The following is a 16970-nucleotide window of genomic DNA, read 5'->3' on the forward strand; positions in this document are numbered from 1 at the left end:
CTCGCATCAGGCGCGCTCCGGAAAGGCAATCATGACAAAGACTTTCAAGCCGGGGCATGCTGCCCCGCGTTCTGGACAATACGGGATTCTCGGGCCCCGTGGTGGAGACACCGGCAAAGAGCGCACCGTTACGCGCGGCGAGCCGATGCCGCCGACGCCGAAGTCCGGCCAGACCTACAAGTTGGTCGATGCGACCCGGAACAAGAGCGGTCGCCCGTGATCCGAAAAGAACGGCGACCTTCTTTGGTCGCCGTTCATGCTGCCTTCGCCACGCGCGGGTCGAGGTCGAGACCGCAAACCCAGTTCGCCCATGATTTTGCGAAATGGAGGAAGGCTTCCTCAGTCGTCACCAGAACGCGATAGGTTTCAGCCTGCTCGCGTTGTTCAGGTGTTTCCTCGTAACGGGACAGGAAGGCCATATAGACCATCCGGTTTCCAGCAATCTCCTGACCGTTCTTGTCGAGATAGATGATATTGCCGTGCGCCAAGGCGTTGCGAAGCACGCGAAGAACCTCGCCGGCCTTGCGATTCTCGATGGTGTTCGCATCATCGGAAAGTGGATGCCTTCCTTCCTGATCGTGCCAGCCATGCACTTCATCAACGGAATTGACGATGCGCGATTGCCGCCATGCTCCTACGTCCGGCGCAGACTGCCAGAACGGCGCCTCAAAGAATTTGGTTTTTTCGAGCGTCTTGAGGCTTTTCACCAGATCGACGTCGCGCTCTCCATCAACCAGGACATGCGATGCCCGCATACGTTCGTAGGGAATTGTAAGGATCGCCGCTGCCGCCAGCAGACCGAACGAGCCGAGCAAATCGTGCTTGCGCGCAGGTTCTTCCAGCAATTCGATCAATTGTAATGCGCGTTGCGGATATTCGATGGCAAATCTGTCCGGTACGCCCATGTGTCCTCCTAGCCAAATGGCTTGCGATCGTAGCCGCGGAAATTCGCTAAAGCAGCCGTTCCGTTCCAGGGATCTGATGATCGCTTCTAGCGTCCTGCTCATTCCAGAAAGCGACAGGAACGGCGACATTCTCGGTTCTTGCGAGACGATCAGCAAGCAGCCGCAACCAATTGGCAAAATAGGGAGGGAAAGAAACCCTCCTCGCGGATCGGCCGCACCGCTGACGCCTGCGCTCAACCGCCTGGCTCGCGATCCCGGCCGCGTCGTCCTTCGCAGGGCTGATTAGCCCCGCTTGGCTTGCCGGGCAGGGATGCTCGACAGGCAGTTGCACCGGCCCGTCCGCTCCGCGGGCCGGGGGATGTCTTCAGAAAAGAAGACGGAGAAGGACCCGCGATCGGCGGTGTCCGCAACCCGAAACGGAGCATCCCAATGGAACTGAAGTTTGTCGATCCGCGCGCGCTCAAGGAGAATCCCGACAAGGCGCGGCGCTCCAAATCGAGCCCGCAGGCGGACGCCCTGTTGCTGGCCACGATCAAGGTTGTCGGCATCGTGCAGCCGCCTGTCGTCGCCCCCGAGACCGAAGGCGGCAACGGCTTTGTCATCGATGCCGGGCATCGTCGCGTGAAGCAGGCAATCGCGGCGGGCCTCGAGGAAATCGCCGTGCTGGTGATCGAGCGCGCGGAGGACGGTGGCGCCATGCGATCGCTGGCCGAGACGCTCGCCCATGAGCAGCTCAATCCCGTCGACCAGTGGCGGGCGATCGAGCGCCTGGTTGCGCTCAACTGGACCGAGGAGGCGATCGCCATCGCGCTGGCATTGCCGGTTCGCCAGATCAAGAAGCTGCGGCTTCTGGCGAACGTCCTGCCATCAATGCTCGATCAGATGGCCAAGGGCGACATGCCCGATGAGCGCCAGCTTCGCACCATCGCTTCCGCCGCACTCGAGGATCAGAAAGAGATCTGGAAGAAGCACAAGCCATCCAAGGCCGACCCGCAGGTCTCATGGTGGGCTGTCGCGCAGGGTCTGACCAAGACCCGCATGTTCGCAAAACATGCCAGTTTCGGGGATGATCTGGCACATGCCTACGGAATCGCCTGGGTCGAGGATCTGTTCGCCCCGGCAGACGAGGACAGCCGTTATACGACCGACGTCGACGCCTATCTTGGCGCCCAGCAGGAATGGATGGCCAACAACCTTCCCAAGCGCGGCGTCATCGTCGACGCGGGCCAATGGGGCGACGCCAAGCTGCCACCGAAGGCCGAGCGAGTTTATGGCAAGGCCGGCAAGTCCGATCATACCGCGATGTATCTCGACCGCGAGGGCAAGGTGCAGACGGTCGCCTATCGCATGCCCGAGGCAAAGAAGCCGAAGGGCAAGGGTGATGCAACCGACGCCGCAGGTACAGACACGGGGCTGGTCGCTCCCAAGGCCCGTCCGGACGTGACGCGCAAGGGGATCGAGATGATCGGGGACTTCCGCACCGATGCGCTGCACGAGGCGCTCGCCCGCGCGCCAATCGAGGAGGACATGCTGATGGCGCTGCTCGTTCTCGCCTTCGCGGGCAGGAACGTCTCCGTCGATTCCGGTTCCTCGGGCACGGTCTACGGCCACGCGCGGCTGGAGCGTCATGCAGCCCTTCTTTTCGGGGAAGACGGCAGGCCCGTATACGATCGTGAGACGCTCAACCAGGTCGCGCGTAAGGTCCTGATCGACGTCCTCTCATGCCGGGAGAACAGGACCAACAGCGGCATCGTCGCTCGGGTCGCCGGCGATACCGTCGGCGCCGACGGCTTCCTGCCGAACATGGGCACGGACGAGTTCATGTCGTGCCTGTCGCGGCCGGCGCTGGAGGCGTCCTGCAAGGACACGCCAGTCCTGCCGCGTGCCCGCGTCAAGGACACGCGCGCAGCCCTCGTCGAGCACTTCAAGGAAGGCCACTTCGTCCATCCCTCGGCCCTGTTCGCGCCCGACGTCGCCGAGCTGACGAGCTGGACGGCCCGGTACGCCGCGCCGGACGAGGCTGACGACGACACCGCGCGGGAAGTCGATGAGCTCGACGGTGATCAGACCGGGGCGACGGCAAACGAGCATCCGGTCGATGACGGCCACACCGTCGAAGAAACTGAAGCCTGGCGCGTCGCCGCCGAATAGGCCGCCAATCCACTTCCTCCCAACCCACCCCGCCGCCGGCAATCGCGCCGGCGGCGGTTCTGTTTTCATCAACAGCACCACTGGAGAAACAATATGTCCGCTCAATTGATCTACGATCTCGTGCCGCTCGGTTCCATCATCCGCTACTCCGACGGCACACCGCGCCCGCCCGAGCGTCATCGCAAGAAACTCTCGGCATGGGAGAGCGCCAATAGCGGCGGCCGCCTGATCCGCAAGACGCCAGCCCGGCAGACCGGGCAGTATTCGTCGCCCGCGCATTTCACGCTGCATGAAGGCGATTATGGCAGCGGCGGTGTCATCGTCCTGCGCGTCCACAAGAGCTTTTCGGTCGATTGCGGCTCGAAGTTCGTGGTGATCTCCCGACCCGCACCGGGCTCGGTCCAGGTCTTCGATCGCGCCGGCGAGGGTGCCGAACTCGTCTATCTCGCCGCCAACCGGCAGGACGCGGAGACCTGGCTGCAATCTCATCGGTATCCTAACGCGGTGCTCGAGGACGTATCGGCCGATACCGCGGCGGCCGACGCCGTCGAGGGGAGGGCGGCATGAACGCGACTGCTCAAACCGAGGCAACGATCGACAACACCTCCGGATTCCCGGAGGTGTATTACGGGCGAACGAGCGATGGCCTCTTCGCGGCACTGGTTGGGGAGAACGCTTTTGCGATGATCCCTGCCTACAATGGCGGACGCTATCTCGGCCATGCATGGAAGCTGCCTCTGCCCATCTCCGAATGGAAACAGTCCAGCTTCTATGGTCACGGCGGGCAGCTCGACGGCAAAGCGGCGTTCCGCGCCCGTGTCGAGGAGAACGCCCGACATCAGGCACAATTGCGTAGACTGGCCCGCCGCAGCATCCCGGCTCGGCAAGCAACCCCATGGGGGCTCTCGGATCATGCCACGCACTATGCCGAAGGCGTCGTCTGCCATTCGACCCCGAGCCATGGCGGGTTCCATCTCGACCCCGACCGCAATGCCCACATCCATCCCCTTCTGAGAAGCGCCGACGGCTTCTACGAGGAGGATTGCTGCTGGGCGGCCGTTGCGCAGGCCTTTCCCGATCTTTTCACCGATTTCGAGAAACGTTGCGCCGAAGAGACCATCCGGCACTGGTATCCCGAGGCCTGGCCGCGATCCCTCACGTCCACACCTAAACGATTGCGGGAGGCCGCCTCATGACGATTGCAGAGCACATCGCCATAATGGCGCGCATGGAAGCTGCCCGCCGGGAGACGCATGCCCATCTCGGGCTGATCGAGCGGCAGATTGCGGCGCGCGCGGAGCGCCTGATGACCACCTTCCGCGCCAGATCACGCGATTACCGGAAGTCCAGGTCGACATGGAGCCATGCCGACGAGCAGCTCTACCGGGCCACGCTATCGGAGCTGAACTTTTCCCGTCACCGCGAGGTCGATGGTCTGTCGCGCAAGCTCGCCCGCCAGGATGCGGCGATCGCCGCCTTCCGTCGCCGGCACGGGTTCTCGGAGGTCGATCCGGAGCTGGATATGGCGGTCCTCCGCGGCCTGATCCTTCGCAGCGCGTCTCCATGCGCGGTTTCGTGAGCCCCGACCTGCGATCAGGAGGGCAGCCCTGTCCGAAACCGTGTGGCGGGCTGTGCGGGTAACGGGGCAATATCCGGGTAGGGCCTGCGGCGACTGTCCGGCCGTGATGCCGGCGAAGCGGATTGATCTGTCGCACTTCCTCGCGCGAGCCAATTCATGGAAACGACCCCGTGCCGGTCTTCCCGGCGGGTTTGCTGCGGTCTGAACCGGCGGCTGACCCCTTCAAGGCCGCTTTGCGCCGCGATGCGGCCGGAGCCCGCCGGTCTCGACAAGGCTGGCCCGCGTTCCGCGCAGGGCTGTTAGCCCCGCTTGTCCGCAAGCCAACCTTGCTCGCCTGGCAGGCCCCGGACCCTGAAGCGTCCAGTTTCCGCCGGTTCTCTTTGACCGCACCCGCAGGGAAGACCGGCACGGGGCCGGATCGCCCGAAGGGCATCGCTAGAAAGGATTGCTTCATGTCCAGTTCAACCCGCTCCACCAAGACCAAGGCTCGCGTCGTCCAACTCCGCAAGGGCACCACCCTCGAAATGGTGCGCCTGTGCTGCCCGGATGCCAACCAGGCCGCACTCATCTCCGAGAGCTTCGGGCTCGCTGTCCTCGACAGCGACGGTATCCGGGACTTCCACGAGCGCACCCTGATCGAAAGCGCCGACACCCTCTCCGACGGCCTTTCCGAGAAGGCCATGCAGATCCATCTCCAGCGGATCGTCGGTTCCCATGTCGGGTCTGCCTACGGGGCGGGGCAGTTCTATTCCAAGGCTGTCACCGAGGCCAAGGACGCGACCGCCCGGCTCGCCAACGACATGCGCGATGAGGATCGCGACGGCCCGGTCGGGTTCGACAGCGCCGCCCAGCGCAAGCGTGAGTTCGCCGCCGACATGGGTATCCAGGCCCACGCTCTGCGCATGGCCGCCGAGGGCGTGGTCGCAGCCTACGAGCACATCGTCGGCGAGAGCTGGAAGCCCTACGAGCGTCAGGCCGAAAATCCCGGCCAGGCCGTCAGCCGGCAGGCCGCCGACCTGCAGATGGCCGCTCTCGGATAGGGGCCGCGGGCGGAGCTTCGGCTCCGCCCATCCTCGGGGGCTCCCACCCTTGGGATCGCCCGCCGTTCGAACGCCATCTATCCCGAGGAGTATCGTCTCGAGGTTGAGGGACTTATCGAGGCATGGCGGCCGGAAGTGTGGGCCCGTTCGACAGAATCCCGCCTCGGCTGATAGCCTCGCATCCTCTTAGCTCGCAACAGGTCGAGGAATAGGCTGACCGCATCTAGCTCGTTGTCGAACGAATGCTGGACCGTTCGGCCTCGTGTTCCGATCCGGCCCCACCGGCGAACGAGGCGGGTCTGGCCGAACAGGGTCTCCTCGATCGACAGCGCGTAGAACCGCGCCATCCTCCGGTCCGGGTCTGTGCGTTCGACATAGAGATGGTATGGCTGCGCGATCATGCTGAGCAGAATCGCGCAGCCGGAATCCGTCGTCCAATGACAGGTTTGAATCACTGGGAAGGGATCGATTTATTCCCGTGATAGGTGGCGGGAACTTCAGCAGGTATAGGGCGGCCTTACCCGCGTCCGGCTTGCGCGGGACCGGGAGACGGAGGGAAGCAGGAAGACGCATGGCGCGGCCGGCGCAATCGCGGCCGTCACGATTGGTGGTCCTGCTCCGGTCCTCGTTCCGCGAAACGGCGAAGCCGTCCTCCACTGCCGTTCCGGCCCGGCTGCGACCTCTCTCATTCTTCCGATTCATCCTCCGGGTTCGCGGACCTGCGGTCCTCTCGCGGGCGGACCTCGTGACGGCCGCGATCGGCGCGGCCTCGAATGGAGGTTCGAATGATGAACAGGAAAGACAGCAAACCCCGCGTCGACATCTACGCGAAGATCACCGACCGCATCGTCGCGGATCTCGAGAAAGGCGTCCGCCCATGGGTAAGACCCTGGAGCGAAGCCAACACCGCCGGCCGCATCACGCGACCGCTGCGGCATAATGGAACGCCCTACCAGGGCATCAACATCATCCTGCTCTGGTCGGAGGCGGTCGCACGCGGCTTCGCTTCGCCCATCTGGATGACGTTCAAGCAAGCGATCGAGCTTGGCGGGCATGTCCGCAAGGGCGAGAGCGGCTCGACCGTCGTCTATGCCAGCCAATTCACCAAGACCGAAACCGACGAGCGCGGCGATGAGGTCGAGCGCGGTATCCCGTTCCTTAAGGCCTATTCGGTCTTCAACGTCGACCAGATCGAGGGATTGCCGGACCACTATTACGGTGCGCCGCCGCCGGTGACCGATCCCGTCACGCGCATCGCCCACGCTGATGCGTTTTTTGACGCGACCGGCGCCAGGGTCGTCTATGGCGGCGCCAAGGCATTCTACGCGCCCTCGTCCGACCACATCCAGCTCCCAGTCTTCGAGAGCTTCCGCGACGCGGAATCCTTCGTTGCCGTCAGGGCGCACGAGACCATCCACTGGACAGCTCCGGCCCACCGGGTCAACCGCGATCTCAGCCGCTACCACAAGGATCGTAGCGAACGCAGTCGCGAGGAGCTGATCGCCGAACTGGGGGCGGTTTTCCTCTGCGCCGATCTCGGCATCGTACCGGAGCTCGAGCCGCGGCCTGACCACGCCAGTTACCTCGCGTCCTGGCTCGAGGTGCTCTCCAACGAGAAGCGCTTCATTTTCTCGGCCGCCGCGCACGCTCAACGCGCAGCGACCTACCTGCACGATCTTCAGCCGGCGGCCAGGATTGCGGAGGCGGCCTGATGCCAGGGCCCGACCGTTGCCGTGCGGGAACTCTGCCGCTGGCCGGTCAATGACGGGAGGTCGGGATGGGGATGGCACCTCTCGCCGCGCGGGGATCCGCAAGGTGATGCCGATGTAGGGACGTCCGTCTTCATTCCGGTTGTTTCTGCTACGGGCACGCCCAACTGCGTCCTCGATGTGGCTGGTCTGACCGAAGGCCGATCTCGCTGCGCTCGGTCTCGCTCTCATCCCCGCAACGGCTGGTCTCGACTTTCTTCCCCTGACGGCTTCGCCGCCATTCCGCGCGGATCAAGAAAGTCTCATCCTGCCGCCCTCCACTGACGTTCCGGCCCGTTGGGTGCCGGTCGATCGCCTCCGGTCTGTCGACCGCCATCGAGGTCGCGGCGGTCGCGGCCCGAGAAATCAAAGGAATGAGACAAATGGCTACCATCGGCACCTTCACCTCCACCGGCACCGGCTTCAACGGCGTCATCAAGACCCTCAACCTCAACGTCAAGGCCAAGCTGGTCCGCGTCGAGAACCCTTCCGACAAAGGTCCGCACTTTCGCATCTTCGCGGCAGCCAACGTCGAACTGGGCGCCGCCTGGCAGAAGACCTCCAACGAGGGCCGCGACTACCTTTCGGTCAAGCTGGACGATCCGAGCTTCCCCGCTCCGATCTATGCCACCCTGGTTGAGGTGGAAAGCGAGGAAGGCCTTCAGCTGATCTGGTCCCGACCGAACCGGGACTGAGGCTCCCGCCAGAGGGCTCCGCCGCAAGGCGGGGCCTTCAGCCTTCCACCGACGAGCAGCCACAACCGAAAGGAACCATACATGACGACTACCAACCGCGCCGAAGCGAAGGCCCTTCATCCTCAGGACATCGCCGTCTGGCCGGACGGAACATGGGCCGAACTCGGCGACGTCTGGAACGGCGAATACGGCTTCATGTCCGACGACTACGAGGTCGTGCCGCTCGAGGACCATGCCCGTCTGAAGGCCCTCGGCATCGACGGAGAGGTGCTGTGACCGGCGCCACTGCACGCCCTCGCCGCCCCGGAGCGGGGCCTTCTGCTTGACGCCACGGTCAAATGGAATGGCCAGCCTTAGCGGCGAAAGGACTGCCGAGACTGGCTTTCGAGCCGAATTTCGGCTATACAAAAGAGCAAGTTACAGGAGCCTGAAACATGACCGCAACGCTAATGGAAAGCCCCGTTGTCGCGGATCGAGCACACGCGTTGCGGCTTGCCAAACAGGTCATCAAGACCCTCGACCCGAAGCCGCTTGAGCCCATCGTCGCAGCGATGCTGACCGACGGCCACAAGGCCGCGCTTTCGGCAATGGCCGTGTCGCGAGATGAGCCGAACCTGTTCGAACAGTTCCTCGTCCTGTGTGAAGAGGCCGGGCGGTTGAGCGAAGCGGATTGCGATCAGCTGGGCGAAGCCTATGTCGAAGCGAGGCGTGCCCGTGCCGCTTGATGAGTGACCCCTATCTTTACCCGGGCACAACAGTCCTCATCAATCATTTCAACATCAGGGATCAGGCCAAACTCGACAGCAAGGAGCGTCGGGAGACCCTGAAGACGTTGAAGGGTCTCTACGACAATCCGGTCAAGGGCGAATTCGACCTCGCGCACCTGCTGGAAATACACCGGCGCGTCTTCGCGCCGGTGTATCCGTTCGCCGGCGAAATCCGCCGCATCGATATGGTCAAGGCCGAGGAGAAACTGGGCGGCGGCAGTGTCGAGTACGCGCCGTTCCATCTGGCGCGTCTCCAGGCCGAACACTGCCTGAAGCAACTCAATGCCCGCGACTGGTCGGGTCTCATGGACCTGTCGCGGCCGGAGGACATGGCCTCATTTGCAGGCATGGTTGTCGACCTCTGGAAGGTCCATCCGTTCCGGGAAGGCAATACGCGCACGACCATGACCTTCATGCACCAGTTTGCGGCGGCCAAGGGGTTCGCGCTCGACCGTGAGTTGATCCGTACCAATGCTGAATATGTCCGCCATGCGCTGGTGGTCGGCACCCATGGCGAAACTCATTATCTGACACGCATCCTGACCGACGCGCGCCAACGCGAACATGCGCGCGAGCAGAGCCAGGCGCGCATGGGGAACCAAAGCCGCACTGACATTGGACAGTCGGAGCGGGCTGTACTGCTTCCCGGCCGTACCCTTGCCCCGGAAGTTCTCAAGGCCGAGCTGCAAGAACGGATTGCCGCTTCCGAAAGCGCCACCGAGGCTATGAAACGCCTTATCACCACGGCAAAGGCGGTATTTGCCGACCACGGGCCGGTGGTGGAAATTATCCGGAATGCCGCTCTTGAGGGCGAGATCGGCAATCGGCAGGTGATTTCGGAGTTGCGGGATGCTCCGGAGCGTTTCGGGCCGCTTGCCGGAAGGGACGCTATTCTTGCGAGCCGGCAGGAGCGGGAGGCACACCGGCAAGCGATCGCTGCAAAGCGCACGCTTCGCGGGATCGCCGAGAGTTACCTCAAGATCGTGTACGGAATCCGGCAGACGATGCAGCAGCAGCGTCATGATGAGGTGCGGCGGGCCAGCGTGGAGGTCCGGCGGCCAAGCGGCGAGCTCCTGAGCGCGATTGATAGGGGTGATGCGCTGTCGCCCGAGCTCAAGGTCGAGCTGCGGCAGACCACGAGCGCATTCGAGCGCCGTTTCGGCGATGATCTGGCCGCATTGCGCTCGGGCAAGAATCTCGGTCCACTTGCCACCAGGCACGGCGTCGACGAGAAACGGCTCGAGGAAGCGACAGGCGTACTGAAGGCGCTCGACCGAGCCCAGGCTCAGGAGTGCACCAGGGCACAATTACGGTCTCTCGATAGGCACGGCCCCACCCGATAATCCCATGCCGTCTGGAACGTGGCATTCAGCTGTGCCGGCCGGCCCGCCGAGCGCGGTCGTTCAGCCCTCTTTGGACCTCCCCTTGTGGGGGACATCTGTCGTACGTTTTCTCGATCTGAACGAGCAGGCAGCGCCATGCGCCGTTTCTCCACAACCCAACCTTTGCGCTGCAGCTGAAGTCGACCGTTTGCGGACCAAGACAGCGGAGGATTACCGGAATTCCGTTCCATGACGCCGGACTCTAAGCTAAACCTCACCAGAGGGCGGGAGGACGAAGATGATGGTGGGGTTAGATTTTGTCGCACTAGACGTAGAAACAGCGGATAGCAGCTTTCCAGAAAGTATCTGCCAAATGGGCTTCGTGATTGTTCGCGAAGGGCGCATCGTCGAGACTTTTACGCAGACCGTAAATACACATCATCGGTTCGGGTGGTGGCAACAAGCCAATTTGTCGATCACCGAAGAGGACATTGATCGAGCTCCGCCGTTTTCTGAGATCGCTCGATCGATTGCGCATCTGATGTGTGGGGCGGTCTTTAGTCATACACCCTATGACCGTTTCGCGGTCGGTCGCGCTTGCGACGCGTGCGGGCACAGCTTCGCAGAGACTACTTGGCTTGATAGTGCGCAAGTCGTGCGACGAGCATGGCCGGAAAAGTACGGGAAGACGGGGTACGGATTGAAGAATGTCGCGGCCGATCTAGGCATTGAATTTCTGCACCATGACGCTGGCGAAGATGCGCGGGCTGTGGCGGAAATTGTCATTCGAGCGAGCCTAGAGTGCTCACTAGATGTAGCCGGATGGGCAGAACGGGTCCGAAGACCAATCTTAGGCAATTCAAGCGCAAAAACCGACCTACGTCGGGACGGCAACATTGATGGACCGCTGTATGGCGAGGTTGTCGTCCTCACAGGGGGCTTCGATTTGCGGCAGGAAGAACAGGCCAATTTGGCCGCCTATGCAGGCTGCGAGGTGGAAAATAGCGTTACCAAGAAAACGACGTTGGTCGTCGTGGGTGATGATCGTTTCGCGCGTGGGGAACGTTCCGGCAAGTGGAGAAGGGCCGAGGAATTGGCGGGCCAAGGCATTCCTATTCGGGCCATGTCTGAATCCGATTTCCGCGCGCTCATTGCAGATTGAACGGCACACGCCTTCCGCAAGTCTTGAATCGGCGTGGGCGAGGAAGAGGACGACGGGGTTCAATGACCGCACGCCACCCCGAGCGGCCGTGCAGCGTCACGCTGGTGCTAAAATTTAGCGTACGAGCTCGGCGGTTTAATGGCCCAGAAGCTGACCTTTGACCGGTTCGGTGTTGACCTTCAGGTTCCGACTGATATCCGCCCCCTTTGGTCGGCGCTTAGAATCTGCCGGCCTGTGCCTGCTTCACACGATTGATCATACGCAGCGTGTCAGTATGACCGGCGTCGGCGGGAATACCGCGGCAACGGTTGACTCCATTTAGCCCGAAGCGTCTACGGATGAGAGTTTCCTGATCTCGGCAAGGTCATCGTCTGTCTTGCGCAGAATGAGTTGGAAGCACGCATCGCACACACGCCGTTCAGTCGAATAGGCCTGCCCAAGCTTTGGAATCTCGATGCAGGTTGTTCCCATGACGAGGTCGTCGTGGCAGCGATAGCATTTGCTGAGGCGTTTGACGGGAGTCCGCTTGGGGCGGCCGTTCGTGCCTCCAATCAGCGAAGGCGTTGGCCCTCTAGGATTCGATTTTGTCATACTCCGCCTTCGCTTTGCGAACGCGCCTGACAAGCACTTGCAGCAGGTCGTCCAGGTTATCGAGGACAGAACGGAATTCTTCTGTTGTCGCCTGCTGCCTCTCTTTGCCCAGGCGTTTTTGCATTTCCTTGTTCACCATCATCAGCGCACAGATGTAGTTGTTCCTGCCGGTGAGCTTCAAGGATTTGTATTTGTAGACCATCTCATTGCCGGTCTGTTTAAGCTCAACATGATTCAGCAACACGTTTGCGAGGCGTTTAGCCTGCTCCTGCATGCGCTTCCTGGCCTCTTCCCACTCACGCTGTGGCTGGACCATGAAAGGTGCCGTGGCCGACCTCTTTCGCATTGGAGACTGCTGCGCGAGCCGAACCATTTCCTCAGCCTTGCTGTCGTCGAGGCCGAGGAGCTTCAAACGTTCCCGTAGGTCCGCGACGATCTGCGTGTCCTCGACCGACGTGAAATCTTCTTCCCACAAGGAATCGACGACCTCACCGTGGACGACGACCTGGTCGCCCGCACGAAGCCGCGCGCTACCGTCGAGCACCCCTTGCGGTACCTCCGGTTCGTCGCCGCCAATGACCTTGTCCCAGAACGCCTGGTCGTCGTTCTCGAACTCCTTGAATTCCTTCAGGCGTGCGTCGAGGTTCATGCCCAGATGGGTGACGATATGGCCGACATTGTCTGGATGACCCGGATCGTTCTGCACAACGACCCGCATTATGCGCCCGACAAACTGGATGTAGGGCGCCAATGACCGGAACGGGCGGAAGATCGCTGCAACGCTCAATTTGGGATGGTCGAACCCCTCGCCAAGCATCTGCACCTGGATGATACAATCGAGTGAGCCGTTGCGCAGTGCCGCAAGAATGGCCGCCTGCTCATCCTCCGTCTGCTTGCTATGGATAACGTCGGCGTTGAAGCCGCGCTCCTGATACAGCGAACGGATTTCCCGCGCATGATTGATGGAGCACGCGACTGCGATGAGCTGGTGCTGCGTCCCGCTTTGTCTAAGCTCATCGAGCTTCTGCAAACTGCTATCGACGATGTGCTTGTTGCACAGCCTAGCAAGCGCCACGCCGCGGCTGAACCATTCTTCCTCCTTGAGCTTCAGCACCTCGTCCAAGGTGTACGTTCGCCCGCCGGCGTCGGAAAATCCGAGCTCAATGGTCGACGGAGCGACGTAACTTGCCTTGAGGCGCTTGATATAGCCTTTCAGGGTGGCGTTGCGGAATGGATACCGGAACACCAATTCGCCATCGAGTTCCTGGCGATCGCCCCGGAATGGGGTCGCCGTAAGCAGGATGACCTTGGCGTTTGGAAAACGCTCGATGACTTTCTGCCAGCTAGCGGCCGCGCTGTGGTGCGCCTCATCAACTATGATCATGTCGAAAAAGTCATCGGGAAACTGGGTCAGCCACTTATCGACGTTGGTCGCGAGCTGATGGACGTTCGTGATGACGATATGGGACTTTGTTGCTATCGAGATGTTGCCGCTATCCAGCGTACATGCCAACGGACCAGACAACATCTGGTCAGCGCTGAGCACACCCGCTTTCCGCCAGAAGCATTTCTGCCGGTTTGTGATGTCCATCGCTTCGTAAAGCCCGTCCTTGATGGTGAGGTTGGGCGCGATAACAATGACCCTGCCCTCGGAGAGTCCAAACGGCAGGAGAGAAGCCAGGCCGGTCTTGCCGCATCCGACCGGAACCTGGAGGATCGCCTTATTCTTTCCCGCCCGGAAGAATTCATAAGTGCGCAGATAGCCTTCGCGCTGTGGGTCGCGGAGGTGGTCGTTCCCGTCGATGACGAATTCAGCGTCCAGGAAGAACGACTGCAGGGGGCGGGCGGTGCGTACCCACTGGTCGAGCCCGCTCTTTTCGAAGATCCATTTCTTGCCGATCTTCCGCGCCGGGATGCGGTTCTCGCGCGCCATCGCATACAGCGCGGTCTTGCCCATTCCTAAGTAGATCGCGGTCTCTTCAAGAGAGAGCCAACCGTCAGTATCCGTCATACATCCTCACAATCTGATATCTAGCGATAGCAAACGACAGATAGAATTGCAAAGGAAATCGGCGGTGGTAGTTGTCGCCCGCATTTGAAGGCGCCACAGTGGGTTTTAGCCTGGGCAGGAGCGCCACTTGTGCCCAACGCCTGGTTTCGAGCCCCCGGATGAGTGGCATTGGATCATGGGTCACGTTGCTGGCCGTTCGACAAAGGTCAGCAACTGTCCGAATGCCGAAATCCGAGTCCTTGCCGGGACCCAGCCACGTCGGTTTTTGTCGTGATGCTTGAATGATGATCCCCCTTCGTCAGCGAGAATAGTTGCGTGAACAGCCGCCCGTCATGCGGCCAAGGCACAGAGTCCCGTGCCGTCCCTGTTTTCCACCCCGCCCAAGGCGGGGCGAAGCGAAGCGGAGCAGGCGAGGGGGCTGAACGCGCTTCCCACATTGCGCCGAAGAGAAGCCCCCGAGCTTGTGGTAAACGGGGGCGGGACGGCTGCCGTTTCAGGATCCAGCTGCTCCCGTCTTCGGTTGGAAATTGCTCTTGCCGACGAGCGCCGCCATTTCCGGACGGCGGAAGTAGATGGCGCGACCGCAACGTAGCGGCGGATTACCGCCGGTGAGGATGATCTGCTCATCGGCGCGCATCTGGGTGACTTCATGCGGCAGGATCAGCGGGCGTTGCGAGAGCTGTTGGGAGCGGGTGCGGGACGAACCCATGTCGCGCGAGGTGCGGCTGACGTGGTTCACCTCTACCGTGGTCATCCCGCAGCGCTCGGAAATGTACTTCGCCGTTTCCGGATCATTGATCGCCGAGAACGACACCCAGGAAGCGGACTCGAACCATTTGCTGGTCGCGTCGCGCCCACCAAAGGCCTCCCGCATCTGCCCGAGCGACTGGAACAGCATCAGGAGTGTGATGCCATATTTGCGGCCGGCGTCGCGGGCGGTTTCGACGATGCGCATGTAGCCGAGGCGGGCGGCCTCATCGAGCAGGAACAGGGCGCGCTCTTCGAGATCGCCATTGCGATTGTAGATCGCCTTGAGGAACGCTCCGATGACGACGCGAGCCATACCGGGGTGATTTTCCAAGGTAGACAGATCGACATTGATGAACACCGTCGTGCGCCCATTGGCGATGTCGTCCGTCCTGAAAGTGTTGCCCGACACGATGGCCGCGTAGCTGTCGTAGGAGAGCCAGTGCGTCTCCTTGGCGGCGGTCGCATAGACGCCGGAGAAGGTTTGCGGCGTCATGTTGATGAAGGGGGCGATGACCTCTTTGACGAACCGGGAGGTCGAGCTTTGATAAAGATCGGCGAGCTTTTCCTTGAGCGTTTCTTCCGGCTCGGCCAGTCGCGCGCGGACGATGCGCAGCGATCGTTCGCGCTTGGTATCGTCCGGATCGGACAGCATCACGTCGGCGATGACGCCGGTGATGAGCTGTTCGGCCGAGACGCGGAAGAAATCGTCGGCGCCGGAGGTGACGCGTGGTTTTTCCGACATCAGCCACGCCGCCACGGAGGCAATGTCTTCCTCCGGCGCATTGCCGAAGCGGCCGATCCAGTCGAGCACGTTGAACCCGATGTCGGGTCGTTTCGGATCGAGAATGAGCACGTCCTGACCATGCGCTTCGCGATGGGCGGCGACCATCGGCGCAATCTCGGTCGAGGGATCGAGGATGATCATCGAGCCCTTGAACTTGAGCGCCGTCGGCACGACCACGGAGGTGGTCTTGTAACCGCCGGAACCAGCAAAGACGATGCCGTGCGTCGAGCCAAATCCGCAGTCGAAGCAGACGAGCGGTGATTTTCCGCCCTTGCCCCACGTCTCCTTGCGGCGCGGATCGAAGTTGACGCCGGCGACGGAATCCTCGTCGACGCGATAGCGCTCACCGATGACGATGCCACCGCTTTCGGGAAAGAGTCCTGCGATTGTGGCGCTGTCCATCCAATGGCTATCGCCATGGATGGCGCGACGGCCGGAGAGCCGTTTCGGACCCGTCGCGCCAAAGACGGCATTGCCGCGCAGCGCAACCCGCAATCCGAACATGCCGGCGACGAAGGCCGTCGCCGCGCCGCCGATAGTGTAAAGGTCAAGTAAGGAAAACAGCGTTCCTTGCGGCACCTGGCTGGCGAAATCGGACAGGCGTAGCGTCTCCGAAATGGCGGCGAACGCGGCGGCGGCAACCCCGCCGATCAGGACGCCGAGGCCGGCCGACTGAATGGCAAGTGAGCCCTTGGCGGCAAAGAGGAAAATGACGCCGATCGCGGCCGCGGCGGCGTAGGGGACGACAAGGCCGCCGCGCCCGAGGGTCTGGTAGCTTTCCGGCGAAGTGCCGAAAGCGGCGAGCCAGGACTCAATCCCCTGGAGCCCCAGAACGGCTCCCAACATCATCATCGCCGGTGCGGTCAGCAGCATCAGTTTCTTCGCTGTCATTATCGAATATCGCCTTTCCGATTGCGGCCAATCGAGCGCGCTCGGTTGCGTCGCTGAGCCGCGCAGCCGCATCGATGAGGGCGCCGAGAATGACGGCGCGATCCGCACTGCGAAGTCCCGCCTTCACGACGAGACCGCCGAGCTGGATCTTCTCGCGCGCATCCTTCTTCCGGGCTTCCGTTTGTGACGCCCGGTAGCGGCGCTCATGCATCAGGAGCGCCCGTTTGAGAGCGAGCAGCCGGCCCGGAGGTCTTCTGTTTCGTCCCCGCTTGAAATCGCTTTGCCATCTCTTCGAAGCCTGTGACCAGCTCTGTGTCGGATGCGTTCACTTCGCCTAATCCGGCCTTCAGCGCGAGCCGGCCGATGCGTTCGGCCTCCTTGGTTTCGGCAAGCTTCAGCTGCTCCTGTAGGCGTTCGATTTCCTCGCGGATACGGGAAGAGGGTCGTCTCATCGGCGGGGTTCTCCGGTTTCGTAGATGGTCATTGCGATGCGGAGAATCGCATTTGACGTGCGCGCAGCGCACCCTGCGAAAAACCACAGGTAGGCGAAGCCTATGCATTGCGGGAAGAATCC

18 protein-coding genes are annotated in these 16970 nt (G+C 62.0%); 12 read left to right on the top strand and 6 right to left on the bottom strand.

From position 1 onward, the window contains the following. The first annotated feature begins 31 nt into the window (after positions 1–31). Positions 32–220 (top strand): hypothetical protein, encoded by a 189-nt coding sequence (locus tag IGS68_RS34010; RefSeq protein WP_154386597.1) that lies wholly within the window; start codon positions 32–34, stop codon positions 218–220. A gap of 34 nt (positions 221–254) precedes the next feature. Here IGS68_RS34010 and IGS68_RS34015 read toward each other — a convergent pair whose 3' ends face one another. Beyond that, positions 255–905, bottom strand: coding sequence for a hypothetical protein (locus IGS68_RS34015; RefSeq protein ID WP_154386596.1), 651 nt, complete (start codon positions 903–905; stop codon positions 255–257). A 429-nt stretch (positions 906–1334) separates the two neighbouring features. Here IGS68_RS34015 and IGS68_RS34020 point away from each other — a divergent pair, with 429 nt between their 5' ends. From IGS68_RS34020 to IGS68_RS34040, 5 genes are all read left to right on the top strand, one after another. Then, positions 1335–3056, top strand: coding sequence for a ParB N-terminal domain-containing protein (locus IGS68_RS34020; protein ID WP_154386595.1), 1722 nt, complete (start codon positions 1335–1337; stop codon positions 3054–3056). Positions 3057–3149: 93 nt separating this feature from the next. Continuing rightward, positions 3150–3623, top strand: coding sequence for a hypothetical protein (locus IGS68_RS34025; RefSeq protein WP_154386594.1), 474 nt, complete (start codon positions 3150–3152; stop codon positions 3621–3623). Then, positions 3620–4252 (top strand): DUF7007 domain-containing protein, encoded by a 633-nt coding sequence (locus tag IGS68_RS34030; protein ID WP_154386593.1) that lies wholly within the window; start codon positions 3620–3622, stop codon positions 4250–4252. The genes IGS68_RS34025 and IGS68_RS34030 overlap by 4 nt, the downstream gene beginning before the upstream one ends. Continuing rightward, complete coding sequence (locus IGS68_RS34035; protein WP_185910477.1) at positions 4249–4635, top strand: hypothetical protein; 387 nt, start codon at positions 4249–4251, stop codon at positions 4633–4635. The genes IGS68_RS34030 and IGS68_RS34035 overlap by 4 nt, the downstream gene beginning before the upstream one ends. A gap of 452 nt (positions 4636–5087) precedes the next feature. Continuing rightward, positions 5088–5675: a hypothetical protein gene (locus tag IGS68_RS34040; protein WP_154386592.1), complete on the top strand. Its 588-nt coding sequence runs from the start codon at positions 5088–5090 to the stop codon at positions 5673–5675. Positions 5676–5752: 77 nt separating this feature from the next. Here IGS68_RS34040 and IGS68_RS34045 read toward each other — a convergent pair whose 3' ends face one another. Continuing rightward, positions 5753–6076: a WGR domain-containing protein gene (locus IGS68_RS34045; protein WP_154386591.1), complete on the bottom strand. Its 324-nt coding sequence runs from the start codon at positions 6074–6076 to the stop codon at positions 5753–5755. A gap of 387 nt (positions 6077–6463) precedes the next feature. Between IGS68_RS34045 and IGS68_RS34050 the strand changes: the two genes are divergently transcribed. From IGS68_RS34050 to IGS68_RS34075, 6 genes are all read left to right on the top strand, one after another. Next, positions 6464–7387: an ArdC family protein gene (locus tag IGS68_RS34050; RefSeq protein WP_154386610.1), complete on the top strand. Its 924-nt coding sequence runs from the start codon at positions 6464–6466 to the stop codon at positions 7385–7387. Positions 7388–7806: 419 nt separating this feature from the next. Continuing rightward, positions 7807–8118, top strand: a complete 312-nt coding sequence (locus IGS68_RS34055) for a DUF736 domain-containing protein (protein ID WP_154386590.1) — start codon at positions 7807–7809, stop codon at positions 8116–8118. 81 nt (positions 8119–8199) lie between these two features. Further along, complete coding sequence (locus IGS68_RS34060; RefSeq protein WP_185910478.1) at positions 8200–8394, top strand: hypothetical protein; 195 nt, start codon at positions 8200–8202, stop codon at positions 8392–8394. A 158-nt stretch (positions 8395–8552) separates the two neighbouring features. Then, the gene (locus IGS68_RS34065; protein ID WP_154386589.1) at positions 8553–8843 is read left to right on the top strand and encodes a hypothetical protein; all 291 of its coding nucleotides are present in this window, start codon (positions 8553–8555) and stop codon (positions 8841–8843) included. Then, a complete protein-coding gene (locus IGS68_RS34070) occupies positions 8843–10228 on the top strand; it encodes a Fic family protein (RefSeq protein ID WP_154386588.1) in 1386 nt (461 codons plus the stop codon). The genes IGS68_RS34065 and IGS68_RS34070 overlap by 1 nt, the downstream gene beginning before the upstream one ends. A gap of 277 nt (positions 10229–10505) precedes the next feature. Further along, on the top strand, positions 10506–11369 hold the full coding sequence (locus IGS68_RS34075) for an exonuclease domain-containing protein (protein ID WP_154386587.1): 864 nt from the start codon (positions 10506–10508) through the stop codon (positions 11367–11369). Between the two features lie 571 nt (positions 11370–11940). Here the strand turns inward: IGS68_RS34075 and IGS68_RS34080 are convergent. The 4 genes from IGS68_RS34080 to IGS68_RS34095 all read right to left on the bottom strand — a co-directional run bounded on the left by IGS68_RS34080 (position 11941) and on the right by IGS68_RS34095 (position 16848). Further along, positions 11941–13971 (bottom strand): DEAD/DEAH box helicase, encoded by a 2031-nt coding sequence (locus IGS68_RS34080; protein WP_154386586.1) that lies wholly within the window; start codon positions 13969–13971, stop codon positions 11941–11943. Between the two features lie 493 nt (positions 13972–14464). After that, positions 14465–16396: a Ti-type conjugative transfer system protein TraG gene (gene traG, locus IGS68_RS34085; protein ID WP_154386585.1), complete on the bottom strand. Its 1932-nt coding sequence runs from the start codon at positions 16394–16396 to the stop codon at positions 14465–14467. After that, on the bottom strand, positions 16317–16607 hold the full coding sequence (gene traD / locus IGS68_RS34090) for a conjugal transfer protein TraD (RefSeq protein ID WP_154386584.1): 291 nt from the start codon (positions 16605–16607) through the stop codon (positions 16317–16319). Before traD ends, traG begins: the two co-directional genes overlap by 80 nt. Next, complete coding sequence (locus IGS68_RS34095; protein ID WP_154386583.1) at positions 16600–16848, bottom strand: TraC family protein; 249 nt, start codon at positions 16846–16848, stop codon at positions 16600–16602. Before IGS68_RS34095 ends, traD begins: the two co-directional genes overlap by 8 nt. Positions 16849–16970 lie beyond the last annotated feature (122 nt).

It is taken from the genome of Skermanella sp. TT6, assembly GCF_016653635.2.
GTDB lineage: Bacteria > Pseudomonadota > Alphaproteobacteria > Azospirillales > Azospirillaceae > Skermanella > Skermanella cutis.